Here is a 24,836-nt window from a genome sequence, read left to right as displayed (position 1 = left end):
AAGAATGCTTCTCGACAACTCACGGCATAATGCGCGCCGTGATGATGACTTTTGAACGAACAAGGCGAGCGACGTGTTGAAGAAATCCCTGTTCCAGTTGCACTGGTTTTTCGGCATCAGCGCCGGACTGGTCCTGGCCCTGATGGGCATTACCGGGGCGGCAGTATCGTTTCAGGATGAAATCCTGCGAACGCTGAACCCCTCCGTGCTGCACGTCGAGAAGCAGATCGCCGGAGTGCTGCCACCGGCCGAACTGGTGGAGAAAATCGAAAGCGCTTCGGGCAAGATCGTTTCGATGCTCTGGGTCGAGACCGACAGCGGCAATGCTGCGCGGGTGATCTTCACGGCGCCGCCCGGCGAACGTCGCGGGCAGATGCGTTATTTCGACCCGTACACCGCCGAGTTCATGGGCGACGTCACCGGCCAGGACTTCTTCGGCCTGATGCTGCAGTTGCACCGCTTCCTCGCCATGGGTGATACCGGCCGGCAGATCACCGGCGCCTGCACGCTGATTCTGGTGTTCTTCTGCCTGTCCGGCCTGTACCTGCGCTGGCCGCGCCAGTGGAAAAGCTGGCGCGCCTGGCTGACGCTGGACTGGAAGAAAAAAGGTCGCAGCTTCAACTGGGACCTGCACTCGGTGGCCGGCACCTGGTGCCTGGTGTTCTACCTTTTGGCGGCGTTGACCGGGTTGTCCTGGTCGTACGAGTGGTACAACAAAGGGCTGACCAGGCTGCTGGCCGACTCGCCGCAAAACGAGCGGGTTCGCAGTGGTCGCGGCCCTGCGCCAAGCGGCCCGGCCCCCACCGCCGATTACGCCGCGATGTGGAGCAGCATCTACAGCGCCGCCGGCCCTGGTCTTTCGTCCTACAACGTTCGGATGCCGCCCGTGGCCGGGCAACCGGCAACCGTGTTCTACCTGCTGAAGGATTCACCCCACGACCAGGCACGGAACCAGATCACCCTCGATCCGGTGACCGGCGCCGTCAGCCGTCATGACCGCTACAGCGACAAGAGCCTCAAGGCGCAGTTGCTGACCAGTATTTATGCACTGCACGTCGGCAGTTATTTCGGGCTGGTCGGGCGGATCATCCTGACCATCACCGCGCTGAGCATGCCGCTGTTTTTCGTCACGGGCTGGTTGCTGTACCTGGACCGCCGACGCAAGAAACGTCAGATCAAGGATGCCCGTAAAGGCCTTGAGCAACCGGGTAGCGACGCACCGGCATGGCTGATCGGCTTCGCCAGCCAGAGCGGGTTTGCCGAGCAGCTCGCCTGGCAGACTGCCGGGCAATTGCAGGCCGCCGGATTATCGGTGAAGGTTCAACCGCTGGCCGATGTCAGCGAACAGGACCTGCGAGACTCCAGCAACGCACTGTTTGTGGTCAGCACCTTCGGCGACGGCGAAGCGCCGGACAGCGCCCGCGGTTTCGAACGTAAAGTGCTGGGGCGTGCACCGAGTCTTAAACGCCTGAACTATGCCGTTCTCGGCCTCGGTGACCGCCAGTATCAACACTTCTGCGGCTTCGCCCGTCGCTTGCACATCTGGCTGGGCGAGCACGGCGGCAAGACCTTGTTCGCCCCGGTTGAAGTCGACGGTGGCGACCCTTACGCCCTGCGTCACTGGCAACAGCAACTCGGTCTGCTGACGGGTCAGGCACCGGTCGACACCTGGCAAGCGCCCAGCTACGACAACTGGACCCTGACCCGCCGCGAATTGATGAACCCGGACAGCAGTGGAGCTCCCGTGTACTTGCTCGGCCTCACCGCTCCCAGCACCAGCAGTTGGCTGGCCGGTGATCTGGTGGAAGTGCTGCCGCGCAATGGTGCGTGGGCCATCGAGCATTTCCTCGAAGGCCTGGGAATTGACGGTCGAGCCACGGTTGAACTCGATGGCCTGTCGCAGTCTCTGGAGCAAGCCCTGGCCAGCCGCCAACTGCCCGAGAACCGCGCTCATCTGGTCGGCCTGCACGCGCAAGCGCTGGTGAATGCGTTGGTGCCACTGGCCCTGCGCGAATACTCCATCGCCTCGATCGCCGCCGACGGCGTGCTGGAATTGATCGTGCGTCAGGAGCGGCACCCAGACGGCAGCCTGGGCATCGGCTCCGGCTGGTTGACCGAACACGTGCCTGTGGGCAGCCACGTCAACCTGCGGGTGCGGCGCAACAGTGGTTTCCATATGCCGAACGAACCGGTGCCGATGATCCTGCTGGGCAACGGCACCGGGCTGGCCGGGTTGCGCAGTTTGCTCAAGGCACGGATTGCCGACGGGCAACAGCGTCACTGGTTGCTGTTTGGCGAGCGTAATCGCGAGCACGATTTTCTTTGCCGCGCGGAACTGGAAGAGTGGTTGATCAACGGTGATCTGGCGCGTCTGGACCTGGCGTTTTCCCGCGATCAGGCCGAGAAAATCTATGTGCAGGATCGCCTGCGCGAGTCTGCCGGCGAGCTGAAGAAATGGCTGGCCGATGGCGCCGTGATTTACATCTGCGGCAGTTTGCAGGGGATGGCGTCAGGGGTGGACCAAGTGCTTAACGACGTGCTGGGTGCGGATGAAGTCGAGCGCCTGATCGAACAGGGCCGCTACCGCCGCGACGTTTACTGACACCGTTGATGATTGTTCCCACGCAAAGCGTGGGAACAATCATGCTGCCCTCAAACCGGCTGCAACTTACGCTCGAACACCCCCACCCCATCCAGATCCCGCAGCACGACACTCAACTCCCCCGACTGCCCATCGATGTTCACCTCGCCAAAAAACTGAAACCCGGCAAACGGCGAGGTGTTCTGCGCCGCGGGAGCCTTCTGGAACACCACCTCGGGGCCGAAGGTTTTATCCAGCGCATTCGGCCCGAAGCTCCCCGCATTCAGTGGCCCCGCGACAAATTCCCAGAACGGTTCGAAGTCCTGGAACGCCGCGCGATCAGGATGGTAATGGTGCGCCGCGCAATAATGCACATCCGCCGTCAGCCAAACGAAATTGCGCACCTGCTGCGCCCGCAGAAAGCTCAGTAACTCAGCGATCTCCAGCTCACGGCCTTGAGCCGGGCCCGGATCACCGTTGGCCACCGCCTCCCAACGCGCCACACCGGGGCTGACTTCGCCGTCCGGGACGCCGAGGCCGATAGGCATGTCGGCGGCGATGACTTTCCATTGAGCCTGGGAGCCTTTCAATTCACGTTTGAGCCAATCCAATTGCTCTCGACCGAGGAACGGTTTGGCGGCACCAAGGTTGTCGTCATTGGCACCCCGGTAGCTGCGCATGTCGAGCACGAACACATCGAGCATCGGCCCATAACTCAGCTTGCGATAAATCCGCCCGCCACCGTCGGCGCTCTGCAAACGCATCGGCGCATATTCCAGCCAGGCCTGCCGTGCGCGGCCCACCAGGCTGTGGATATCTTTGCTCTTGTAGCGATCATCCAGTTGCTTGCCCGGCGACCAGTTGTTCACCACTTCGTGGTCGTCCCACTGCCAGATCTGCGGCACTTCGGCGTTGAAACGACGGACGTTTTCGTCCATCAGGTTGTAGCGGTAATTGCCGCGATACTCGTCGAGGGTTTCGGCGACTTTGCTCTTGGCTTCGCTGGTGACGTTGCGCCACACCCGGCCGCTTTCGGTGGTCAGTTGCGCCGGCACAGGGCCGTCGGCGTAGATGGTGTCACCGCTGTGGATAAAAAAGTCCGGCAGGCGCAGACGCATGGCTTCGTAGATGCGCATGCCGCCGATGTCCGGGTTGATGCCGAAGCCTTGGCCAACCGTGTCGCCACTCCAGACGAAGCGAATATTCCGCCGAGCGCTGGGCACACTGCGCAGATGGCCGAACCACGGTTCGCTGGCGACACCGCTCTGGGCGTCTTCGAACGTCACGCGGTAGAAAATTGCCTGATCGGCAGGCAGGCCGGTGAGTTCGACCCGAGCGGTGAAATCGGTGCCGGCATCGGCCAATGGCGAGACGAATCGACGAGGGTTGCTGAACAGGCTGCGCGTGTCCCATTCCACCACCATCCGCGCCGCGCGATCGCTACGGCTCCAGATCATCGCCCGGTCGCCCAACAGGTCGCCGGACTGCACACCATCGGTGAGTTGCGGCCGATCCTTGACCGATGCGATCACCGCCGGCGCCAGCCCGGGCAGCAACAGCCCGGCTCCGACAGCTTGTATGACACGACGGCGGCCGAGGTCGAATTCGCTCATGGTGCTCTCCCTGAAAAAGGAAAACTAAAGCATGGCCGCATGAATCAGGTATGACACAAAAAAGATCGCACCCTCCAGCAGCTCCAGGCTCGATGTACGCCGCCATATCGCGGTCGAACACTGTTCTGGCCGGGAGCTGCCAAAGGCTGCGATCTTTGGCTGTTAAGCGTTAGCCGGCTCCAGCGCCAGTTCCACTGTTTCCGGTCGCTTGAGCACCGAATACACCACCGCCGTCAGCAGACTCCCGGCCACGATCGCCAGCAGATACAACAGCGCATGGTTGATCGCATTCGGAATCAGCATCACAAACAATCCACCGTGCGGCGCCATGAGTTTGCAGCCGAAGTACATCGACAACGCGCCGGTCAGCGCACCGCCGGCGATGCTCGCCGGAATCACCCGCAGCGGGTCTTTGGCCGCGAACGGAATCGCCCCTTCGGAGATAAAGCACAGCCCCAGCACCAGCGCCGCTTTACCGGCCTCGCGTTCCGTCTGGGCGAACTTGCGCCGGGCAATCAACGTGGCGATGCCCAGGCCAATCGGCGGCACCATGCCGGCGGCCATGGTCGCGGCCATCGGTGCATAACTCTGCGATGCCAGCAGCCCCACCGAAAACGCGTAAGCCGCCTTGTTGATCGGCCCACCAAGGTCGACGCACATCATGCCGCCCAGCAGCACACCGAGCAGAATTGCGTTGGTGGTGCCCATGCTGTCGAGGAAATGGGTAAGCCCCGCAAGCATCCCGGCCACCGGTTTGCCAACCACGTAGATCATCACCAGACCGGTAAACAGGCTCGCCAGCAACGGAATGATCAGGATCGGCTTCAGCGCCTCAAGACTTTGCGGCAAGCGCGCATAACGGTTGATCGCCTGGGCCGCATAGCCGGCGATGAAACCAGCAATGATCCCGCCGATGAAACCGGCACCGAGCGTGCTCGCCAACAAACCACCGATCATCCCCGGCGCCAGGCCCGGACGGTCAGCGATCGAGTAGGCGATGTAACCCGCCAACAGCGGCACCATCAGTTTGAACGCGCTCTCGCCGCCGATCTGCATCAGCGCCGCCGCGAGCGTGCCTTGCTCCTTGAACGCGGTGATGCCGAACACGAAGGACAAGGCAATCATCAGACCGCCCGCCACCACCATCGGCAACATGTACGAGACACCGGTCAGCAGGTGTTTGTAGATACCGGTCTTCTCTTGCTTGGCCGGGCCTTTGGCGCCGGTCGCAGCGCTTTCCTGCTTGCCTTCGGCCAGGGCTTTGTTCAGCGTCGCTTCGGCCTGTTTCAGGGCGATGCCTGTGCCGCAGCGGTAGATTTTCTTGCCGGCAAAACGCTCGGTGGCAACTTCGATGTCTGCCGCCAGCAGCACCACATCAGCATCGGCAATCGCCTCTGCACTAAGCGGATTGCGTGCGCCGACCGAGCCCTGGGTTTCCACTTGCAGGTCGTAACCCAGACGCTTGGCCGCTTGCTGCAAGGCTTCGGCGGCCATGAAGGTGTGGGCGACACCGGTCGGGCACGCGGTGACGGCCACCAGGCGTGGCGCCTGTTTAGCAACCGCGGCAGGTTCAGCGGTGGCTGCGGGCGCGACGTAAACCTCGGCTTCCTCTACCCCACGGCGCAGCACCGCTTCGACATCTTGCAGAGCCTGGGCCGGGGTGCTCTGGAACACCCGTTTGCCGATAAACCGTGACATATCCACCGGTGCGCTGGTGACCAGCAACACCCACTCGGCGGCCTCGATGATCGCCGCCGACAATTGACGTTCCGGATGGGCTGCATCCACGACTTCGACACTGGTGCTCCAGCCCTGACGCTGGGCCGCTGCATCGAGCAGACGAGCACACAGCACACTGGTGACCATGCCGTTCGGGCAGGCCGTAACAATGGCTAATTTCATTGCAAACCCTCTTATTGTTCTGTCAGGGGGCGCACGCGCACGCCCTGTTCGAGCTGCGCCAGTTGCGCGGCGTCGCCGATGCCAAAACCGATCTGGGTGACGGCCATGGCTGCAATCGCAGTGGCGGTGCGCAAGGTCTGTTCAGGCGTATCGGCACTGAGCAAGCCGTGCAACATGCCCGCCAGCAACGAATCCCCCGCACCGACGGTACTGACCACGCTGACCTTGGGCGGTGTGGCATGCATCGCCGAGCCGACACTGAACCAGTTCACCCCGTCGGCACCGTGGGAAATCACCACGTGCTCGATGCCATGAGCGTGCAAACGGCTCGCGGCCTCGGCTTGGGCGCCCACGGAAACCACTTCGCAATCCAGTGCTTCAGCCAGCTCTTCAGTGTTGGGCTTGATCAGCCACGGGCCAGCCGACAGGCCGGCGCGCAAGGCTTCACCGCTGGTGTCGAGCGCAACGTTCAAGCCGCGTTTTTTCAAGCGCAGGATCAACTCCCGCAACCATTGAGCACTCACGCCACGGGGCAAACTGCCGGCCACCACGACGGCGTCATGCCCTGGTGCAATCTGGTCGAGCCGATCGAGCAAAGCCTGCTGCGCCGCTTCACTGACCCGCGGCCCCGGGCCGTTGATATCGGTGATGCGCCCATCGTTTTCCGCCAGTTTGATATTGCTGCGGGTCTCGCCGGGGACGCGGATAAACGCGTCGGTGAAGCCGCGTTTGGCGAACAGGGTTTCGAACGCCTGAAGGTTGTCTTCCCCGAGAAATCCGCTGACGGTCAGCTGATGCCCGAGGTCGGCCAGCACCTGTGCCACGTTCACCCCTTTGCCGGCGGCGTGGGTGTGCATTTCGTCGCTGCGATTGACCTGACCGGGCACAAGCATCGGCAATTGAACGGTAAGGTCCAGCGCCGGGTTGAGGGTCAGGGTTAAGATCTTGGCCATTACAGCGCCTCCACTAATGCGCGGACTTCGTTCGCGCTGCCCACGGCCAGGGCCTGTTGGGCAAGGGTTTGAGTCTGGGTCAGGCTGAGTTCGCGAATGCGCGCCTTGACCTCGGCAATGCTGCGGCCCGACACGCTCAACTCATCCACACCCAGGCCCACCAGCACCGGCACCGCCAGCGGATCAGCCGCCAGTTCACCGCACACGCCGACCCACTTGCCATGAGCATGAGCCGCACGCACGGTGATGTCGATCAGTTGCAGCACCGCCGGGTGCAAGCCGTCAGCCTGGGCCGACAAAGTCGGGTGACCACGGTCGATGGCCAGGGTGTACTGGGTCAGGTCGTTGGTGCCGACGCTGAAGAAGTCCACTTCCTTGGCCAATACCGGCGCCAGCAAGGCGGCCGACGGCACTTCGATCATGATCCCCAGTTGCAGATCGGCGACCGGGATTTCCAGACGCAGACGTTCGGTCATGTCCCGAGCCTGGCGCCACTCATCGACGCTGCCGACCATCGGGAACATGATCCGCAAGGGACGGTTATCCGCCGCACGCAGCAAGGCGCGCAATTGCGCTTCCATGACCTGCGGACGTTGCAGGGTCAGGCGAATGCCACGCACACCGAGGAACGGGTTCTCTTCTTTGGCGATCGGCCAGTACGGCAGCGGTTTGTCGCCACCGACGTCGAGGGTGCGCACCACCAGCGGTCGCCCGGCCAGGCCATCGAGTACACGACGGTATTCGACTTCCTGGGTGGCCTCGTCCGGTGCTTGTGAATGAGCCATGAAAATCAGTTCGGTGCGCAACAGGCCAATGCCTTCGGCGCCCTGCTCCACCGCGCTGGTGACGCCAGCGCTTTCACCGATATTGGCGAACACTTCCACGGGGTGGCCGTCGGTGGTCAGCGCCGGTTGATGGCGTTGTTCGGCGGCGGCTTTGAGGCGCAGTTCGCGGGTGTCGCGCTCTTCGGTGGCGCGCTGCAAGGTCGCGGCATCGGCGTCCACGTGCAGGCGGCCGCGTTGGCCATCGATCAACAGCGGCGTGCCCGGTTTCAGCAGCAACACGGCGGCGCCGGCGCCCACCAGTGCCGGAATACCCAGGGCCCGGGCGACAATCGCACTGTGGGCCGTGGCACCACCGCGAGCGGTGAGAATGCCGGCGACGCGCGTCGGATCAAGACGCGCCACATCCGACGGGCCGACTTCGTCCATCACCAGAATGTACGGTTGCGCAGGCTCCGCAGGCGTTTCGACGCCACACAAATGCGCCAGCACCCGACGGCCAATGTCGCGCAAGTCGGCGGCACGTTCGGCGAGCAACGCGTCCTGCAGCGCTTCCTGTTGTTTGGCGGCGGCTTCGATCACCGTCATCCACGCCGCTTCGGCGCTTTCACCTTGCTTGAGGCGGGTTTCGACTTCGTCGGTCAATTCCGGATCGTCGAGCATTTCCTGATGGGTGATGAAAATCTCGCGAATCGCTTTGGCCTTGCTGCGCTCGATCAGGCCTTCGATGTCACGACGCACATCGGCCAGCGCTTGCTTGAGACGCTCGCGCTCGATGGCCGCGGACTCACCGCGCAGCGGGTAATCGATGACTTGCAGCACTTGAATATGCGCCGGGCCGATGGCGATCCCCGGTGCCGCGGCAATCGCCTGAATCAGGCTGCCGGACGCTGGCGCGAGCAGTGTTTCGGCGACCTCCACCTCCACGAGCACTTCGCGCTGCTGGCTTACCACGGGCAGCGGCTCGACTTCTTCACCGAGGCCTTCTTCGATGGCCGCCAGCAAGGCCGGCAAGGCGTCGGCGGCGATGACCGGTTCGGCGATGAGTTCCAGCACCTGACCGCGACGGGCGCCAAGGCTGAGCAGTTTGCTCAAACTCTTCACCGACACCGCGCTGTCGTGACCATCGACGATGCGTATACGGATCTCGCCTTCAAAACTTTTCGCCAGTTGCGCGAGGATCTTCGCCGGGCGCGCATGCAAACCGTGGGCGTTGGCCAGGGCAATGCGTGCGCTCGGCCAGTCCGCCGGCACTTCACCGCCAAGGACCTCCAGCACCGCGCGGCTACTGGTGGCACGGCCCAATTCATGGCCGCGACCTTCAATCAGCAACGCGCAAAGACGTTCGAGCAGCGCCTGATGGGCTTCACCGAGGCTGGCCAGGCAGAACAGCCCGCTCAGCGGCTGACCGAGGTAGCGGATGGGTTTGTCCGGGGTAACGAACGCCAGGCCGGGACGCTTCACCGTTTGTTCGCTGTGCAGCCACCACAGGCCATCGCCCAGCGGCAGCGCTTCGACCTGCTGCAAGACGCCGGCAAAACCGTTGCTCACGCAATCGGCCTGACGCAGCAAACGGGCACCGCGCCAAACCAGCTCTTCGAAGTCATCGGCGGACACACCGAGGCCGATCATCTGTGCGTCCAGTGCCAGCTCTTGTGGCGCGCCTTGCAGCAATTTCAACAAGGCTTCGGCGGAACTGGCGCGACGCAGGGCCTGGCCCAGGTCGGTTTCACCGAGGGCACGGGTCAGCAGTTGCAGCAGGCGCAGGTGTTCATCGGATTTGGCGGCGATACCGATGGCCAGATAAACGATCTGGCCATTGCCCCAGTCCACTCCGTCAGGAAACTGCATCAGCCGCACGCCAGTGGCGAATACCTGATCGCGGGTTTCGGGAGTGCCATGGGGGATGGCAATACCTTGGCCGAGAAAGGTCGAGCCCTGGGCTTCCCGGGCCTGCAAGCCTGCGAGGTAACCGTCGGCCACCAGGCCATCGGTCACGAGTCGGTCAGCGAGCAATTGCAAGGCGGTGGCTTTATCCACAGCCGACTGGCCCATGGATATCTGCTCTATGGTGAGCTCGAGCATGCTTTCTCCTTTTTGGCGCCGTGTGACGCCAGGTATTGTTTTGATTGATTCAGCTTAGGCGTTTTGAGAACACCTTTTCAGACGCAGTTTTGGCGGTTTCGCGGCAGAACCGGCCAAAGCGACCTATAACGTAGAAAATACGCCTGCTGAAACGTTTAATCTAGAATCTTAGGCACGTTACTCGATAATGTCTCATCCTTGAAGTCCAATTATCGGATGTGCTGCGACAATGGTCGCCTGCCTCAATCGGGTAGGATTGGCGAAAATGTCGGGGCACGCTCTAAAAACAAGGAATACCGGGTTGAAACTCAGTGATATTGCACAATTGGCCGGTGTCTCCGTGACCACCGCCAGTTACGTCATCAATGGCAAGGCCGAACAGCAACGCATCAGCAGCGCCACTGTCGAGCGCGTGCGGGCAGTGGTCGAACAACATGGCTTCACGCCCAACCCGCAGGCCGCCGGGCTGCGCAGTCGGCACACCCGCACCCTGGGCTTCATTCTGCCGGACCTGGAAAACCCCAGTTACGCGCGAATCGCCAAACTGCTGGAACAAGGCGCCCGGGCGCGCGGCTATCAGCTGCTGATCGCCAGCTCCGACGATGCGCCGGACAGCGAACGGCAATTGCTGCAACTGTTCCGCGCCCGCCGCTGCGATGCGCTGATCGTCGCCAGTTGCCTGCCGGCCGGTGACGACAGTTATCGCCAGTTGCAGGCCAAAGGCATTCCGATCATCGCCATCGACCGGGTGATGGAGCCCGAGCATTTCTGCTCGGTGATCAGCGATGATCGCGAAGCCAGCCTGCACCTGACCCGCAGCCTGCTGACCCCGCTGCCAAAACAGATCGCGCTGCTCGGTGCACGCCCCGAATTGAGTATCAGCCAGGAGCGGGCAGCGGGCTTCAAGGAAGCGCTGAACGGTTTCAAAGGCGAGGCGCTGATCGAGCACGGCGAGTCGTTCAGCCGTGAGTGCGGCAAACAACTGATGGAAGAATTGATCCAACGCCTGGGCCATTTGCCGGATGCGCTGGTGACCACCTCCTACGTGCTGCTTCAGGGCGTGTTCGATGCCTTGCACGATTTCCCGCTGAAAAGCCGCCCGCTGCGCCTGGGCACCTTTGGTGATACGCAGTTGCTGGACTTCCTGCCGCTGCCGGTCAACGCCATGGCCCAGCAGCATCAACTGATCGCCGACAAAGCCCTGGAACTGGCAGTGGCCGCCATCGAACAGGCCGATTATCAGCCCGGCGTGCAGGCCATCGCGCGGACGTTCAAGCAGCGTATTCTTCAGGACTGAACCGTGGAACTGATCGACACCCACACTCACCTGGACTTTCCGGATTTCGACCCGGATCGTCAGGCGTTGCTGGTCGAGAGCCGCGCGCTCGGCGTGCGGCGGATGGTGGTGCTGGGGGTGTATCAGGCCAATTGGCAGCGGGTCTGGGAGCTGGTGCAAAGCGATCCCGATCTGCACGCGGCGTTTGGTTTGCACCCGGTGTATCTGGATGAGCATCGCCCTGAAGATTTGACCGAGCTCGGTGACTGGCTGACGCGGTTAGCGGGCCATCGCCAGCTATGCGCGGTGGGCGAGATCGGTCTGGATTACTTCATCGAAACTCTGGATCGTGAACGTCAGCAAACGCTGTTCGACGCCCAACTGCAACTGGCGGCGGACTTCAATCTTCCAGCATTGATTCATGTGCGACGCAGCCACGCAGCGGTGATCGCCACACTCAAACGGTTTCGCTTGAAACGGGCGGGGATCATTCATGCCTTCGCCGGCAGCCAGGAAGAGGCTCGCGAATACATCAAGCTCGGTTTCAAACTCGGCCTCGGCGGCGCCGCGACCTGGCCGCAGGCCTTGCGCATGCACCGGGTGATCGCCGGTTTGCCCCTTGAGTCGGTGGTACTGGAAACCGACTCACCGGACATGGCTCCCGCCATGTTCCCCGGCCAACGCAACAGCCCGGCCCATTTGCCAGCGATCTGCGAGGCACTGGCCGCCATGATGGCGATCAGCCCAGAACGTCTGGCCGCTGCCAGTACGGCCAATGCGTGTGAGCTGTTCAACTGGTAATCCGTTGATTCCCACATTTGATCTGCTTCGTGGCATCAAACCCGGAACGCACTGATCAACTGCTTGAGCTCCACCACCTGCGCCGACAGTGCTCGGCTCGCATTCTCGGTCTGGTGCGCGCCTTCGGCGGTGCGCTCGCCGGCGCGGTTGATCTCGACGATGTTCTGGTCGATGTCGTGAGCCACAGCGGTCTGCTGCTCTACCGCAGCGGCAATCTGCTGGTTCTGGTCGACGATCATGCCGACGGCGCCGAGGATGTTTTCCAGCGCCTGCTGGACCTTTTCCGACTGCCCGACCGTGCCGCTAGCCATCTGATGGCTGGTGCCCATTGCCTTGACCGCCGCACCGACACCGCTGTGCAACTTGGCGATCATCTGCTCGATTTCTTCGGTCGATTGCTGGGTGCGCTTGGCCAGGGTCCGCACCTCATCCGCCACCACCGCAAAACCCCGGCCCTGCTCGCCCGCGCGGGCGGCTTCGATGGCGGCGTTGAGGGCCAGCAGGTTGGTCTGTTCGGCAATGCTTTTGATCACCTCCAGCACACGACTGATGGACTGACTGTCGCTGGCCAGTTGATTGATCACCCGCACCGACTGATCGATTTCGCTGGCCAGTGCAGCGATGCTGCCCTGCTGGGACTCCACCAATCCGCGACCGCTGATGGTCTCGTCATTGACGCTGTGGGCACTGCTGACGGCCGCAGAGGCACTGCGCGCCACCTCCTGGGAAGTGGCCGACATCTGGTTCATCGCGGTGGCGACCTGTTCGATCTGCGTACGCTGCCCCGCTACCGCCTGGTTGCTCTGGGCGGACACGCTTTCGACCTGCCCGGCCTGGCGCTCGACCTCGCTGACGGTCTGCCCCACTCGCTCGATCAGGTCATGGATTTTCTTCACGGTACCGGTGAACACCTCACCCAACTCGCCCAGCTCGTCGCGGCTGTTGGCGCTGAAGGTCACGGTCATGTCACCGGCCGCCACCTTGTCCATCACCGCGCCCAGACGCTTGAGGGTGGTGCGAGTCGAAGCGTAGAACCCGCCATAGAGGTAAAAAATCAACACAAACACCAGCGCCAGCGCCACCGCCTGCAACACCATGTGGGTACGGTGCTGCTCCAGCCGCTGCTGCAACTGGGTGCCGAGAAACTTCAGGGTGGCTTCGTTGAGTTGATAGGTCTGGTCCATCAGGCCCGTGACCTGATCGAAAAAGGCCTGCCACGGCGCATCGAGGGTGTCGGCCATCACCACCTGTTCTTCGAACAGTTCACTGGCCTTTTTCAGGGAGGCCTTGCTGCTTTCTGCCTGAGCCGCCAGGGTTTCGTGCGCGGCTTTACTGGAGCCCAGAGCGTCCTTCAACTTCAGGCCGTATTCGGCCTGAAGTTTCTCGATCTGCGCCAGCAACTCATCAAATCGGGTACTCGAGGCCGAATTGAGAAAACCCTGCCCCAGCGAGTAGGACCCCATCGCTCGGCCCTCGCCGAGTGTCTGGGTGACGGCCGGCGTGACGTTGGTAATGAGTTCACTCAGCTGACGCATGTCGCTCTGGCTGTCGCGGCTCAGGCCGGCCTGACTGGCGATAATCTGGCTGAAAATCTGCGCGCTGCCGAGCAACTTGCCGATCAGCGCACTTTTGCTTTGCAGGGAGTTTTCCGCTTGCTGGACCTTGAACGCGGCGATCATTTCATCGCGTTTACTATCGAAAAACGTGATTTGCTCCGGGTCAGTGGTCATCGCCGCCAGCCCCTGCAAACGGCTCAGGACGCTTTGCTCCAGGGCACTGATCGTCGATTCGACATGATTGGCCTTGCCGGACTGGCCCAGGGTGACGTTGATCTGTACCAGGTTGTTCAGGGTCTCCAGGTCCCGACGCAGGCTCAGGCCGCTGCCCAACAGGTCGAGGCTCTGCAACTCGATCCGGGTGCCCTGGAATTCGCGATAGGAGTCGCGCACCAGATAGAAGTTGGTCACCAGCATCGGTACGAGGAACAGCACGCTGATCAGGCTGAACTTCATGCCGAAGCTCAGGCGGTTCATCAGCGCGACAGCGGGATAGAGCAAGCTCTTCACTGTGAAGTCTCCCTTTGATTTCTTATTTTTATTGGCAGGCGCGCAGAGACAGCAGATAGCCACTATTGGCGCTGCCTCTGTATAGCCTAAATCGGAGGGAGGTTTTGTAACTTAAGGTTAACGACAGGTCGCCGTTGTTGGAGCGGATGAGCCCCTGTGGCGAGCCCCCTCGCCACAAAAGCGTCCGTAGATTGGAGTCAGGACAAAACAGTCCACAACGCAAAACCGGCATACCAAAGCACTGCCGCGCGCAGCAGCAGTTCCCAGATCCGGTCCAGGCTGTTGATGCCGTCCGGGCCGACCACCGGCGCCGGAATTTCACCGGCCACCAGCCCGACTTTCTCGATCAGTTGAGCGGCGCTGATGTTCCAGTTCAGCAGCTCATGCAGCATCACCCGGCTGACCGCGACAAAGTTGCCGACCAGCGCGAAGCTCGCCGCCAGCAACCGCACCGGCACCCAATCGAACGCGTGGCGCAGTTGTGTCGCGCGCTCGACCACGGCCGGGTTCTGCCCATGCTCTTCGGCCAGCGCCAGCAGCCGATAGCTCAGGGCCGCAACCGGGCCCAGCAGGAAGTACCAGAAGATCACCGCGAAAAAGCTCTGATAGGCCTCCCACAACAGATGCCCCTGCACCCGTTCCAGCAGTTGCTCGCCACTGTCGGCGCAGATATCCAGGTCGCGTTTGGCCACATGGGCGGCAGCCTGCAGGTCTTCCCGGCGCCAGGCATCGCGAAACGGCCCCAGGCCGGCCAGCAGATCGCCACGCCCCAGACTGTAAATCACCACCAACAGGTGCACGGGCAACGCCAGCAAGCCATAGGCCACCGGGTCCAGCACCACCAACAGCAATCCCAGCAGCGCCACCGGCAACAACACCAGCACCACAAGTATCAGCCACGGACGGTTGCTCATGCGTGGGCTCACTTCAAGCTTGTTCAGCTCGCGCACCCAACCCGCATCACGTTGAACCCGATGGCGCAGGGCCGAGAATTTCTCGATCCAGACCGCTAACAGCAGCACCAGAAAACTCATTGTTGCTCCTCTTCTTCCTGAGCGGCTTTTGCCAGGGCCGCACGATAGCGCGCCCAGTCAAACGCCGGTCCCGGATCAGTCTTGCGCCCGGGTGCAATGTCGCTATGCCCACAGATACGTTGCGCGGTGATGCCCGTGAAGGCGCTTTGCAGCTGTCGGGTCAGAGTCGTCAACGCCTGATACTGCGCATCGGTAAACGGTAGATCATCCGTGCCTTCAAGCTCGATGCCCACGGAAAAATCATTACAGGTTTCCCGTCCCTCAAAACACGAAACGCCGGCGTGCCAGGCGCGCTCAAGACAAGAGACAAACTGAGTGACGGTGCCGTCACGTTCAATCAGAAAGTGCGCAGACACCCGCAGGTCGGCGATCCCTGCAAAGTAGGGATGTTCCGTGACATCCAGACGATTCTGGAAAAATTCCTGCACCTTGCCGGTCAGAAACTGCGCGGGCGGCAGACTGATGTTGTGGATCACCAGCAGGGAAATCTCGCCCTCGGGGCGCGCATTGAAGTTGGGCGAAGGGCATAAACGCACACCCTGACACCAACCACTCGCGGGGTCCAACTGCATACAGGCTCCTTCAACGACGACTGTGTTGGCGCCCAGTATGCCGCGATAGACCCTCGGCGCGCGATCACTTGCCGCGATTGAGACGCCGTAGGTTGCCCAGCACCGATTCCAGCGCCCGATCGAACAGCAAGGTGTCGTCCAGCGTGCGCACCGCGCCACGCCGAAACTCCAGGGCCAGGCCGGTACGGTTGCGCTCCAGCACTTTCATTCCGGTACGGTCGACAAAGATGTACTTGCCGGTGGATTCAATGATTGCCGTCAATTTACAACGCAGGGTGTTTTCCTCGTCTTCCTGAAACTCGACCCAGCCCCCCGGGCGCAGTTGATCGACTTGCAGTAGCGCGGCATCATCCTCCGGCAAACGCATTGAGGCCATTTCGACCGGGCCTTCGTCAGCAGTGCGAAGCACGATTTCCTCCTGCACTTCGACCATTATCGGCCCCTCGACGGGCGTGCTGTTCTGGCTCGGACGTTCAAACAGTTGAACGTGCAGGGCTTCCAGCTCGCTGAAAAACTCGCTGGTAGCGAACGGGTCGAATGCCGAGCTGTTCAGCCCATCGCGCAATGACTTGAGCAACCCTGGCACCAGCGCCAACAAGCGCAGGCTCGCATCGGGTTCGTCATGGCGCTGCACGCTCCAGATCAACTGCTCCATGGTCTGCACATCGGCGTGCCATTCGGCGGACTGATCACCGTGCTTGAGGCCGGTCAGCAACAGCACTTTGCTCCAGGCCTCCTGAACAAACACCACCACGCTGTGCGGCAAAACCTTGCCCACCAACACCTGATTCAACGCCTGCTCGACGCGCTGACGGGCCAGTTCGGTCCTGGCGCGGCCTTCTTCGGCGTCTCGGGTGCGCTGCTCCAGCAATTCACTGCGACGACGCTCGTCATGGGTGAAGGCGAGGAAATCCGCCAGCAGTTCGGAAAAGATCGCCGGGTCATCGACAAAGTCGTTCAACAAGCGCTGCACAACCTGCTCAATGCGCAGGTACAGACTGTCGCGCTGATGGTCATCGCACTCGCCCCAGCCCATGGCCGCCGCGGCGATTTCGTTGAGCAAGCGCCGGGCGGGATGGCTGCTGCGGCTGAAAAAACTCTTGTCGAGCACTGCGACTTTCAGCATCGGAATCTGCAAGCGGCCAATCAGCGCCTTGAGGGAGTCCGGCAGGTTGCGGTCATCGAGAATGCATTCGAAGAGCATGGCGATCAGGTTGATCACGTCTTCATCAGCCACCCCGACCACCCGCGACCTGCCACTTTTGACGCTGACCCGGGTCAGCAGCAGTTCGAGCTGGTTACGCAGGTCGAAGTCGTCCTGAACCGCCAGCGCCGGCACATATTGCTGCAAGTGCGAGAGCAGTCGCAGCAGGTCGCGGGTGGAAATGGGCTGGGTCTGGGCACTGACCTCCAGGGTCGGCGCAACGCTGCCGCGCACATGGAGCAGCAACTCCTGCAAGGCGGCGAAAACTTCCTGCACCCCCTCGTCAATCTGTGGATTGCTGCTGCGACTCCCTGCCTCGACAGGGTCGGCGTGAGCACTGGCAGCCGCTCGATCAGTGGCACGCCGCGCCGGGGCAGGCTTGAGGTCCGGCAGCACACCGGTGGCGATCAGCAATTGATTGGCTTCGGCGTAGAGCTGATCGGCGTTGCTGAGCACATAGCGCTCAAACAGCTTGAGGATGATCAGCTTGACCTTGATCTCCATCCCCAGGTTGCGACCCGCCTGCAGGAAATACTCGCAGAGCAGCGTCGGCCCCAGGGGGTTGTGCTGTTCGACCAGTTTCTTGCCCAACAGGGTGCTCAGTCGGGCGGTGAGTTGGTCGAGGGCGAAGCCATCGCGGTTCAGCACTTTGCCGACCATGATCTCCACCGCCACATTACGCTCTATGTCGTCATGGGATAGCGACGCCGAGGTATCGAAAGCCAATGCCCGGGGCAAGGCAGCCTGTGAGGTGTCGCACTGCGTGAGTCTGAGGAAAGCCTCGAGGAACTGCTCGAGAAAACCGCGCTCGATACTTTTGCGCTTGAGGCGCAAATCGCGCATGGCTTCGAAGAAAATGTTTTGCTCGACATCGTTTCGGGCCCGGTCGGCCATTTCGAACAAGGTGTCGTCGGCGTTATCGAACAGCTCCTGCAACCCCTGCTTGAGCTGTTGGGCAGCTTTGTCGCGAACCTGAAGCAGAATCACGGGCAGGCGGGCGAGCAGCGAATGAGTCGCCTGATCGGTAGTCGCCTTGTGCAAAGGCACTACATTCCCGTCGTTGTGCATCCAAGCCTCCTGAAACGGTGATTCTTCGGTTCGGTAAGAAAGATCGAGCACGCCGGCCACACAGCCGGCGTTCAGCGGAGAACATTGCACACCCGCTGTCATTCAATAATCGGGAATCCAAAGGTACGTCAAAGCTATGACGTCAAATGCAAGGCAGAATTATCTGCAAAAGACCTCTCTTGTGCCAGCAGACTCTGCGCTCCCAAAGAAACAGACGTTTATGAAAGACCCTTGCTTAGAGTCAATTGCTCACGCGAATCGACCAAATGCAGGTTCGTGAACGACGGGATGGTTGTTGATGCCTTGGGTTGCCTCGCGCCATGGCCCTATAATCGGGCCACTTTGTTTGTGGAGCCCGTTATGCCGAATCTACGTCTCGCCGATTTGACCGCCGAAATCGAAGCCAACGTGCGCCGTGCGTTGCTCGAGGACATCGGCAGCGGCGACATCACCGCGCAACTGATCCCGGCCGAACGTCTGGCCAAAGCCACCATCATCACCCGCGACGCGGCCGTCATCAGCGGCACTGCATGGGTCGATGCCGTGTTTCGGCAGCTGGATCCGCGGGTCGCCGTGCACTGGCAGGTGAGCGATGGCGAGCGGGTGAAACCCAATCAGGCGCTGTTCCACCTCGAAGGCCCGGCACGCTCGCTGCTCACCGGCGAACGCAGCGCACTGAACTTCCTGCAACTGCTCTCGGGCGTGGCCACTCGCGCGCAGTACCTGGCGGATTTCGTCGCCCAAACCCAAGTGAAGTTGCTCGATACCCGCAAAACCCTGCCGGGGCTGCGTCTGGCCCAGAAATACGCCGTGACCTGCGGCGGTTGCTACAACCACCGCATCGGCCTGTATGACGCCTTCCTGATCAAGGAAAACCATATCGCCGCCTGCGGTGGCATCCCTGAGGCCATTGCTGCCGCGCACAAGATCGCTCCGGGCAAACCGGTGGAGATCGAAGTGGAGAACCTGACGGAGCTCAAAGAAGCCCTGGCGGCGGGGGCCGACATCATCATGCTCGATGAACTGAGCCTGGATGACATGCGTGAAGCCGTGCGCCTGAATGCCGGCAAAGCAAAACTGGAGGCCAGTGGCGGCATCAACGAAAGTACGTTGCTGCCGATTGCGCAAACCGGGGTGGATTACATTTCGATTGGTGCGATGACCAAGGATGTGAAGGCGGTGGATCTGTCGATGCGACTGAGCCTCTGAGTTCTTCGCATAAAGAAAAACGCCAGCCCCGATGAGGCTGGCGTTTTTGTATCAGACCACCAGATTGTTCATCTCGCAGTACTCTTCCCACTCGACACCCAATACCTCGGCCGCTTCCTTGTGCAGCGCCAGGCGCGCAGCCTCGAACTCTTCCGGGGTTGAGGTGTACTTGAGCGTCAGCTCCCACGGCTGCAAGCCCTGGGCTTCTGCCTCATCCTCGAACGCCCACTGGATCTGGTCCTTCTGATCGTCGGCAGGCAAGTCCTTGATCTCTTCCAGTAACTGGGGTGCATCCAGTACGTACTTTTTCAGGGCTTCTTCGTGTCTGGCTTCTTGGGTCAATTCTTTAACGGTCATGGCGTTCTCGCTGATCTGGGGAATGGAAGATGGATCTGGATCATCAAGGATCTCTCTGACGCAAAAAAACCGTTTGAAGCCCGGTTTGTCTGGCCTTCAGAACCATTCGGGATCATCTGAAAACTGCTGGGCGATGCTCATGCAGGCAACGAATATAGGACGTTTTGCCGACGATTTACACGGCTCTTTACATCTATCCCGCAAAAAACTGTGTGCAAGAGATGCTGGAGACCTCGGGGAACATAAATTCAAATCCCAAGTCATAGCGATGTGCCATATCGGCACTTCACAAGGAACCCCAGTGATGCGCAGTTTTTCGAAGCTTTCGTCTACCCGTCTTGCCGCTGCTACCCTGCTGCTCGGCAGCCTGACATTGGCCAGTGCAGCTCAAGCGGCTGTCGAAGTCGCCTCTGACCCTTCGCTGTACTCCGACAAAATCTCTGCCCTCCACAATTCATACGGCAAGGACACGCTCGTCAGAACCAGTGTCAGCATCGATGATCTGGAAAACCTGCAAAAAACCGTGAAGGCCAATGCCAGCGATCTCGAAAGCCAGAAGCGCACTATCAGCGAACAGGCCCGTCAGATCGAAGAACTCAAACGCAACAGTGGTTCCAGCACCAGCTCCAGCAGCAAGGAGATTGATGATCTCAAGCGCACGGTCAATGAACAGGAACGCGACCTGAACACTCTCACCAAACAAGTGGAAGAGCTCAAGCGCAACAGCGGTTCCAGCTCCAGCTCGAACAACAGCGAGATCTCCAGTCTTAAACGGGAAATCAGCGATCAGGATCGCGCGATGGATCAGCTCAAGCGCACCGTCGAGGAGCTGAGCAGAAAGGTGAAGTAAGCGGGGAAAATGGTGCCCGAGACAGGAATCGAACCTGCGACCTTCGCGTTACGAGTGCGCTGCTCTACCGGCTGAGCTACACGGGCTGTGGGCTAAACCTAGCACCGGTCTCGAGGTCCGGCAACTTGTGGCGAGGGAGCTTGCTCCCGCTCGGCTGCGCAGCAGTCGTAAAACAGTGGGGTCGCTTCGCAACCCGGCGGGAGCAAGCTCCCTCGCCACACCAAATTCCACGCTCAGCTTTTTCCTGCACACAGCAAAACGCCCCGAACCAGTCGGGGCGTTTTGCTGTTCAACGGTCAGGCGCGGGGGTAATTAAACGCCCGAAGCCTTGGCCGCTGCTACGTCTTTGATGGACAGCTTGATACGGCCGCGGTTGTCCACGTCCAGTACCAGAACTTCCACTTCCTGGCCTTCTTTCAGGATGTCGGTCACTTTCTCAACGCGAGCGTCGCTCAGCATCGAGATGTGAACCAGACCGTCCTTGCCCGGCAGGATGTTGACGAATGCGCCGAAGTCGACGATGCGCTCAACCTTACCGACGTAGATCTTGCCGATTTCAGCTTCAGCGGTGATGCCCAGAACGCGCTGGCGTGCAGCTTCAGCCGCTTCCTTGGTTTCGCCGAAGATCTTGATCGAGCCGTCGTCTTCGATGTCGATCGAAGCCTTGGTCTCTTCACAGATCGCACGAATGGTCGCGCCGCCTTTACCGATGACATCACGGATTTTGTCGGTGTCGATTTTCATCGCGATCATGGTCGGAGCGTTTTCCGACAGTTCGGTACGCGACTGGCCAATGATCTGGTTCATCTGACCGAGGATGTTCAGGCGCGCTTCCAGGGCTTGGCCCAGAGCGATTTCCATGATTTCTTCGGTGATGCCCTTGATCTTGATGTCCATCTGCAGCGCGGTAACACCTTTGGCGGTACCGGCTACTTTGAAGTCCATGTCGCCCAGGTGGTCTTCGTCACCCAGGATGTCAGTCAGGACGGCGAATTTCTCGCCTTCTTTAACCAGACCCATGGCGATACCGGCAACCGGTGCCTTCATCGGTACACCAGCGTCCATCAGAGCCAGGGAAGCGCCGCAGACCGAAGCCATGGAGCTCGAACCGTTGGACTCGGTGATTTCCGACACGACACGGATGGTGTACGGGAACACGTCGGCAGCAGGCAGCATGGCCTGAACCGAACGACGAGCCAGACGGCCGTGACCGATTTCACGACGACCAGCGCCACCCATGCGACCACACTCGCCCACCGAGAACGGAGGGAAGTTGTAGTGCAGCATGAACGGGTCTTTTTTCTCGCCTTCCAGGGTGTCCAGCAGCTGTGCGTCACGGGCGGTGCCCAGTGTCGCGACGACCAGAGCCTGGGTTTCGCCACGGGTGAACAGTGCCGAACCGTGGGTCTTCGGCAGAACACCCACTTCGATGTTCAGCGGACGTACGGTGCGGGTGTCGCGGCCGTCGATACGTGGCTTGCCGTTAACGATGTTTTCGCGAACGGTGCGGTATTCGATTTCGCCGAAAGCAGCTTTGACGTCAGCAGCGGAAGGCTGGCCTTCTTCACCGGACAGCTTGGCAACCACTTGGTCTTTCAGTTCGCCCAGACGAGCGTAACGGTCGGCCTTGATGGTGATGGTGTAAGCCTGGGAGATCGCTTCGCCGAACTCGGCACGGATAGCACCCAGCAGAGCAGTGGCTTCTGGCTGAGGAGCCCAGGCCCAGGTCGGCTTGGCAGCTTCAGCGGCCAGTTCTTTAACGGCGTTGATCACCACCTGGAACTCGTCGTGAGCAAACAGTACTGCGCCCAGCATCTGGTCTTCGGTCAGCTCTTTGGCTTCCGATTCAACCATCAACACGGCTTCCGAAGTACCGGCAACGACCATGTCCAGGCTCGAAGCTTTCAGTTGTTCGTAAGTCGGGTTCAGCAGGTAACCGGTGCTTTCGTGGAACGCAACGCGGGCAGCGCCGATCGGGCCATCGAAAGGAATGCCGGAGATAGCCAGCGCAGCCGAGGTACCGATCATCGCAGCGATGTCCGGATCGGTCTTCTTGCTGGTGGAAACGACGGTGCAGACAACCTGCACTTCGTTCATGAAACCTTCAGGGAACAGTGGACGGATCGGACGGTCGATCAGTCGGGAAGTCAGGGTTTCTTTCTCGGAAGGACGGCCTTCACGCTTGAAGAAACCGCCAGGGATCTTACCGGCGGCGTAAGTCTTTTCCTGGTAGTGAACAGACAGAGGGAAGAAGCCCTTGCCTGGATCAGCTTGTTTGGCACCGACTACGGTCACCAATACGCTGACGTCGTCGTCAACGGTGACCAATACTGCGCCGGAGGCCTGACGGGCGATACGGCCAGTCTCGAGGGTAACGGTCGACTGACCGAACTGGAATTTTTTGATTACCGGGTTCACGGTGTCCTACCTTCTTTGTGGCTCTTGGGGGAACTTGTCTTCTTGCGAAATTCGTGGGCAACGCCGGGAATCGGCCCGACTGTCATTGTCCAGGGTAAAACTATTGTCCAGATAAAACTTGAGGCTGGGAGCCTGCCATGTACCTGCGGGAAACCCGCTGGCACACAGCAAACAACCAACCTCTAGCGCAATCGCTTATTAGCGACGCAGACCCAGGCGAGCGATCAGAGCGCTGTAACGGCTCACGTCCTTGCCTTTCAGGTAGTCCAGCAGCTTACGACGCTGGTTAACCATGCGGATCAGACCACGACGGGAGTGGTGATCTTTACCGTTGGCCTTGAAGTGACCTTGCAGTTTGTTGATGTTGGCGGTCAGCAGTGCAACTTGCACTTCTGGCGAACCAGTGTCACCAACAGCTTGCTGGTAGTCAGCTACGATTTGAGCTTTTTCTTGAACGTCGAGAGCCATGAGGCAATCCTTTTATCAGGAAACCGTTTCAGAAAAACAGTTTCAACAGGCCAGGGACAAATCCCTGTATCTAAAAATGAGTAGTGACCGTGCCTGTTAACAGCCACCCTCGTTCGGTCATTCTGACCGAATCAGTCGACGTGGCGCGATGCGCCCGTCTTCGCTCACTTCACCGATACCGATGAAGCGACCATTGTGATCCTGTACCCGTACCATGCCAAATTTCGGTGCATCCGGGGCACGTACCGGCTGGCCGTTGAGCCAGTAGAACGCGCTCGCTTCCGAGAACTGCAACAGTGGCCAATCCAGCAGGCCGCTGTCCGATGGCATCAGGAAGCGGTCGACCGCTTCGTTGCCGCCTTCGGCATGTACCGCTTCCAGCTCTTCCAGAGTGACGGTCTGTGCAAGCGTGAAAGGCCCGGCCTGGGTACGTCGCAATTCAGCCACGTAAGCGCCACAACCGAGTTGCTCACCGATATCCTCCACCAGGGTACGGATATAGGTGCCTTTGCTGCAATCCACCGCAAGCCGCGCAGTATCACCCTCAAAGGCCAGTAATTCCAAGCGCGCAATAGTAACAGAACGCGGTTCGCGCTCCACTACTTCACCTGCACGGGCCAGCTTGTACAGCGGCTGCCCATCGCGCTTGAGTGCCGAGTACATCGGCGGTATCTGACTGATTTGCCCACGAAATTTCGGCAACACAGCTTCGATATCGGCACGACCAACGGTCACCGGACGTTCCAGCAAAACCTCACCTTCGGCATCCGCCGTGGTGGTGGTCTTGCCCAGTTGCGCCAGGGTTTCATAACCTTTGTCGGAATCGAGCAGGTATTGCGAGAACTTGGTGGCCTCGCCGAAGCACAACGGCAACACGCCAGTGGCCAGCGGATCGAGACTGCCGGTATGCCCGGCCTTCTCGGCATTGAGCAACCAGCGGACCTTCTGCAACGCCGCGTTGGAAGTGAACCCCAACGGCTTGTCGAGCAGGATGATACCGCTGACGTTACGACGGATACGTTTGACCTGAGCCACCGATTACTCCTTGGCGTCTTCGGGTTCAGCCGCTACCGGGTGCTGATTGTCTTCAGCCACCGCGCGTTCGATCAGGGCCGACAGGTGCGCACCACGCACGACACTTTCGTCGTAATGGAAGTGCAACTGTGGAACGCTGCGCAATTTCATCTCGCGAGCCAACTGCATGCGCAGGAAACCGGCGGCGGAGTTGAGCACCTTGATGCTTTGCGCGATATCGTCGCGGCTGTCCTGCCCCATCACGGTGATGAAGATCTTGGCGTGACCGACATCACGGCTGACTTCAACAGCGGTAATGGTGACCAGCCCGACGCGCGGGTCTTTGACTTCACGACGGATCAGCTGTGCCAGCTCACGCTGCATCTGATCGCCGATACGTTGGGTACGGCTATATTCTTTTGCCATGTCTTGTTACCTGTTACTGCCCCACGGTGAAACCCGAAGGGTCTGAAAGCGGCAAACGCCCGGCCTGACAAAAGCCAGACCGGGCGTTGCGTTTAGAGTCCGACTGATGCACCGCGCAATTGCATGCGGCTGGCCATCACGGCTCTTGAAGTGCGCG

Annotated in this window: 18 protein-coding genes and 1 tRNA gene; 5 read left to right on the top strand and 14 right to left on the bottom strand. The window is 60.6% G+C overall.

Going from position 1 to position 24,836, the window contains the following annotated elements; translation table 11 throughout:
- Positions 1–73 precede the first annotated feature (73 nt).
- The gene (locus tag PGR6_RS03865) at positions 74–2,602 is read left to right on the top strand and encodes a PepSY domain-containing protein (protein WP_064616148.1); all 2,529 of its coding nucleotides are present in this window, start codon (positions 74–76) and stop codon (positions 2,600–2,602) included.
- A gap of 50 nt (positions 2,603–2,652) precedes the next feature.
- Here PGR6_RS03865 and PGR6_RS03860 read toward each other — a convergent pair whose 3' ends face one another.
- From PGR6_RS03860 to ptsP, 4 genes are all read right to left on the bottom strand, one after another.
- Entirely contained in the window at positions 2,653–4,194 is a 1,542-nt protein-coding gene (locus PGR6_RS03860) for an alkaline phosphatase D family protein (RefSeq protein ID WP_064616147.1), read from the bottom strand.
- 162 nt (positions 4,195–4,356) lie between these two features.
- The gene (locus tag PGR6_RS03855; protein ID WP_064616146.1) at positions 4,357–6,096 is read right to left on the bottom strand and encodes a PTS fructose-like transporter subunit IIB; all 1,740 of its coding nucleotides are present in this window, start codon (positions 6,094–6,096) and stop codon (positions 4,357–4,359) included.
- Between the two features lie 11 nt (positions 6,097–6,107).
- The gene (gene pfkB, locus PGR6_RS03850) at positions 6,108–7,049 is read right to left on the bottom strand and encodes a 1-phosphofructokinase (RefSeq protein WP_018929500.1); all 942 of its coding nucleotides are present in this window, start codon (positions 7,047–7,049) and stop codon (positions 6,108–6,110) included.
- Positions 7,049–9,916 (bottom strand): phosphoenolpyruvate--protein phosphotransferase, encoded by a 2,868-nt coding sequence (ptsP, locus tag PGR6_RS03845; RefSeq protein WP_019582441.1) that lies wholly within the window; start codon positions 9,914–9,916, stop codon positions 7,049–7,051. Before ptsP ends, pfkB begins: the two co-directional genes overlap by 1 nt.
- Before the next feature lie 301 nt (positions 9,917–10,217).
- On the opposite strand from ptsP, the gene cra reads away from it, so the two are divergent.
- Both cra and PGR6_RS03835 read left to right on the top strand, forming a co-directional pair.
- Positions 10,218–11,213, top strand: a complete 996-nt coding sequence (gene cra / locus PGR6_RS03840; protein WP_064616145.1) for a catabolite repressor/activator — start codon at positions 10,218–10,220, stop codon at positions 11,211–11,213.
- A 3-nt stretch (positions 11,214–11,216) separates the two neighbouring features.
- Positions 11,217–11,993, top strand: a complete 777-nt coding sequence (locus PGR6_RS03835; protein WP_064616144.1) for a TatD family hydrolase — start codon at positions 11,217–11,219, stop codon at positions 11,991–11,993.
- A 35-nt stretch (positions 11,994–12,028) separates the two neighbouring features.
- Here PGR6_RS03835 and PGR6_RS30665 read toward each other — a convergent pair whose 3' ends face one another.
- The 4 genes from PGR6_RS30665 to PGR6_RS03815 all read right to left on the bottom strand — a co-directional run bounded on the left by PGR6_RS30665 (position 12,029) and on the right by PGR6_RS03815 (position 17,937).
- Positions 12,029–12,733 carry a methyl-accepting chemotaxis protein gene (locus PGR6_RS30665; RefSeq protein WP_370741150.1) on the bottom strand — a complete coding sequence of 235 codons (705 nt, stop codon included), beginning with the start codon at positions 12,731–12,733 and terminating at the stop codon, positions 12,029–12,031.
- Between the two features lie 1,523 nt (positions 12,734–14,256).
- On the bottom strand, positions 14,257–15,093 hold the full coding sequence (gene ampE, locus PGR6_RS03825; RefSeq protein ID WP_064616142.1) for a regulatory signaling modulator protein AmpE: 837 nt from the start codon (positions 15,091–15,093) through the stop codon (positions 14,257–14,259).
- Complete coding sequence (gene ampD / locus PGR6_RS03820) at positions 15,090–15,665, bottom strand: 1,6-anhydro-N-acetylmuramyl-L-alanine amidase AmpD (protein ID WP_028939912.1); 576 nt, start codon at positions 15,663–15,665, stop codon at positions 15,090–15,092. Before ampD ends, ampE begins: the two co-directional genes overlap by 4 nt.
- A 64-nt stretch (positions 15,666–15,729) precedes the next feature.
- Complete coding sequence (locus PGR6_RS03815; protein ID WP_064616141.1) at positions 15,730–17,937, bottom strand: DUF1631 domain-containing protein; 2,208 nt, start codon at positions 17,935–17,937, stop codon at positions 15,730–15,732.
- Between the two features lie 360 nt (positions 17,938–18,297).
- Between PGR6_RS03815 and nadC the strand changes: the two genes are divergently transcribed.
- Complete coding sequence (gene nadC, locus PGR6_RS03810) at positions 18,298–19,146, top strand: carboxylating nicotinate-nucleotide diphosphorylase (protein ID WP_019582448.1); 849 nt, start codon at positions 18,298–18,300, stop codon at positions 19,144–19,146.
- A gap of 51 nt (positions 19,147–19,197) precedes the next feature.
- Here the strand turns inward: nadC and PGR6_RS03805 are convergent, their stop codons facing one another.
- Complete coding sequence (locus PGR6_RS03805; RefSeq protein WP_018929491.1) at positions 19,198–19,503, bottom strand: DUF6388 family protein; 306 nt, start codon at positions 19,501–19,503, stop codon at positions 19,198–19,200.
- A 304-nt stretch (positions 19,504–19,807) separates the two neighbouring features.
- On the opposite strand from PGR6_RS03805, the gene PGR6_RS03800 reads away from it, so the two are divergent.
- Entirely contained in the window at positions 19,808–20,353 is a 546-nt protein-coding gene (locus PGR6_RS03800) for a hypothetical protein (protein WP_018929490.1), read from the top strand.
- A gap of 10 nt (positions 20,354–20,363) precedes the next feature.
- Here PGR6_RS03800 and PGR6_RS03795 read toward each other — a convergent pair.
- From PGR6_RS03795 to rbfA, 5 genes are all read right to left on the bottom strand, one after another.
- Positions 20,364–20,439, bottom strand: a tRNA-Thr gene (locus PGR6_RS03795).
- A 226-nt stretch (positions 20,440–20,665) separates the two neighbouring features.
- Positions 20,666–22,771 (bottom strand): polyribonucleotide nucleotidyltransferase, encoded by a 2,106-nt coding sequence (pnp, locus tag PGR6_RS03790; RefSeq protein WP_018929489.1) that lies wholly within the window; start codon positions 22,769–22,771, stop codon positions 20,666–20,668.
- A 198-nt stretch (positions 22,772–22,969) separates the two neighbouring features.
- On the bottom strand, positions 22,970–23,239 hold the full coding sequence (gene rpsO / locus PGR6_RS03785; RefSeq protein ID WP_011332409.1) for a 30S ribosomal protein S15: 270 nt from the start codon (positions 23,237–23,239) through the stop codon (positions 22,970–22,972).
- 117 nt (positions 23,240–23,356) lie between these two features.
- Complete coding sequence (truB, locus tag PGR6_RS03780; RefSeq protein WP_007933551.1) at positions 23,357–24,274, bottom strand: tRNA pseudouridine(55) synthase TruB; 918 nt, start codon at positions 24,272–24,274, stop codon at positions 23,357–23,359.
- A 3-nt stretch (positions 24,275–24,277) separates the two neighbouring features.
- The gene (rbfA, locus tag PGR6_RS03775) at positions 24,278–24,679 is read right to left on the bottom strand and encodes a 30S ribosome-binding factor RbfA (RefSeq protein WP_007900467.1); all 402 of its coding nucleotides are present in this window, start codon (positions 24,677–24,679) and stop codon (positions 24,278–24,280) included.
- Positions 24,680–24,836: the final 157 nt, after the last annotated feature.

Source organism: Pseudomonas sp. GR 6-02 (assembly GCF_001655615.1).
Lineage (GTDB): Bacteria > Pseudomonadota > Gammaproteobacteria > Pseudomonadales > Pseudomonadaceae > Aquipseudomonas.
This window is presented reverse-complemented; position numbering and strand designations above follow the sequence as displayed.

Excerpts from the sequence above, each read along its gene's own strand:
- PGR6_RS03860 (WP_064616147.1), bottom strand. The coding sequence starts at position 4,194 with ATGAGCGAATTCGACCTCGGCCGCCGTCGTGTCATACAAGCTGTCGGA.
- PGR6_RS03855 (WP_064616146.1), bottom strand. The coding sequence starts at position 6,096 with ATGAAATTAGCCATTGTTACGGCCTGCCCGAACGGCATGGTCACCAGT.
- pfkB (WP_018929500.1), bottom strand. The coding sequence starts at position 7,049 with ATGGCCAAGATCTTAACCCTGACCCTCAACCCGGCGCTGGACCTTACC.
- ptsP (WP_019582441.1), bottom strand. The coding sequence starts at position 9,916 with ATGCTCGAGCTCACCATAGAGCAGATATCCATGGGCCAGTCGGCTGTG.
- PGR6_RS30665 (WP_370741150.1), bottom strand. The coding sequence starts at position 12,733 with ATGTCGGCCACTTCCCAGGAGGTGGCGCGCAGTGCCTCTGCGGCCGTC.
- ampE (WP_064616142.1), bottom strand. The coding sequence starts at position 15,093 with ATGAGTTTTCTGGTGCTGCTGTTAGCGGTCTGGATCGAGAAATTCTCG.
- ampD (WP_028939912.1), bottom strand. The coding sequence starts at position 15,665 with ATGCAGTTGGACCCCGCGAGTGGTTGGTGTCAGGGTGTGCGTTTATGC.
- PGR6_RS03815 (WP_064616141.1), bottom strand. The coding sequence starts at position 17,937 with ATGCACAACGACGGGAATGTAGTGCCTTTGCACAAGGCGACTACCGAT.
- nadC (WP_019582448.1), top strand. The coding sequence starts at position 18,298 with ATGCCGAATCTACGTCTCGCCGATTTGACCGCCGAAATCGAAGCCAAC.
- PGR6_RS03805 (WP_018929491.1), bottom strand. The coding sequence starts at position 19,503 with ATGACCGTTAAAGAATTGACCCAAGAAGCCAGACACGAAGAAGCCCTG.
- PGR6_RS03800 (WP_018929490.1), top strand. The coding sequence starts at position 19,808 with ATGCGCAGTTTTTCGAAGCTTTCGTCTACCCGTCTTGCCGCTGCTACC.
- rpsO (WP_011332409.1), bottom strand. The coding sequence starts at position 23,239 with ATGGCTCTCGACGTTCAAGAAAAAGCTCAAATCGTAGCTGACTACCAG.
- rbfA (WP_007900467.1), bottom strand. The coding sequence starts at position 24,679 with ATGGCAAAAGAATATAGCCGTACCCAACGTATCGGCGATCAGATGCAG.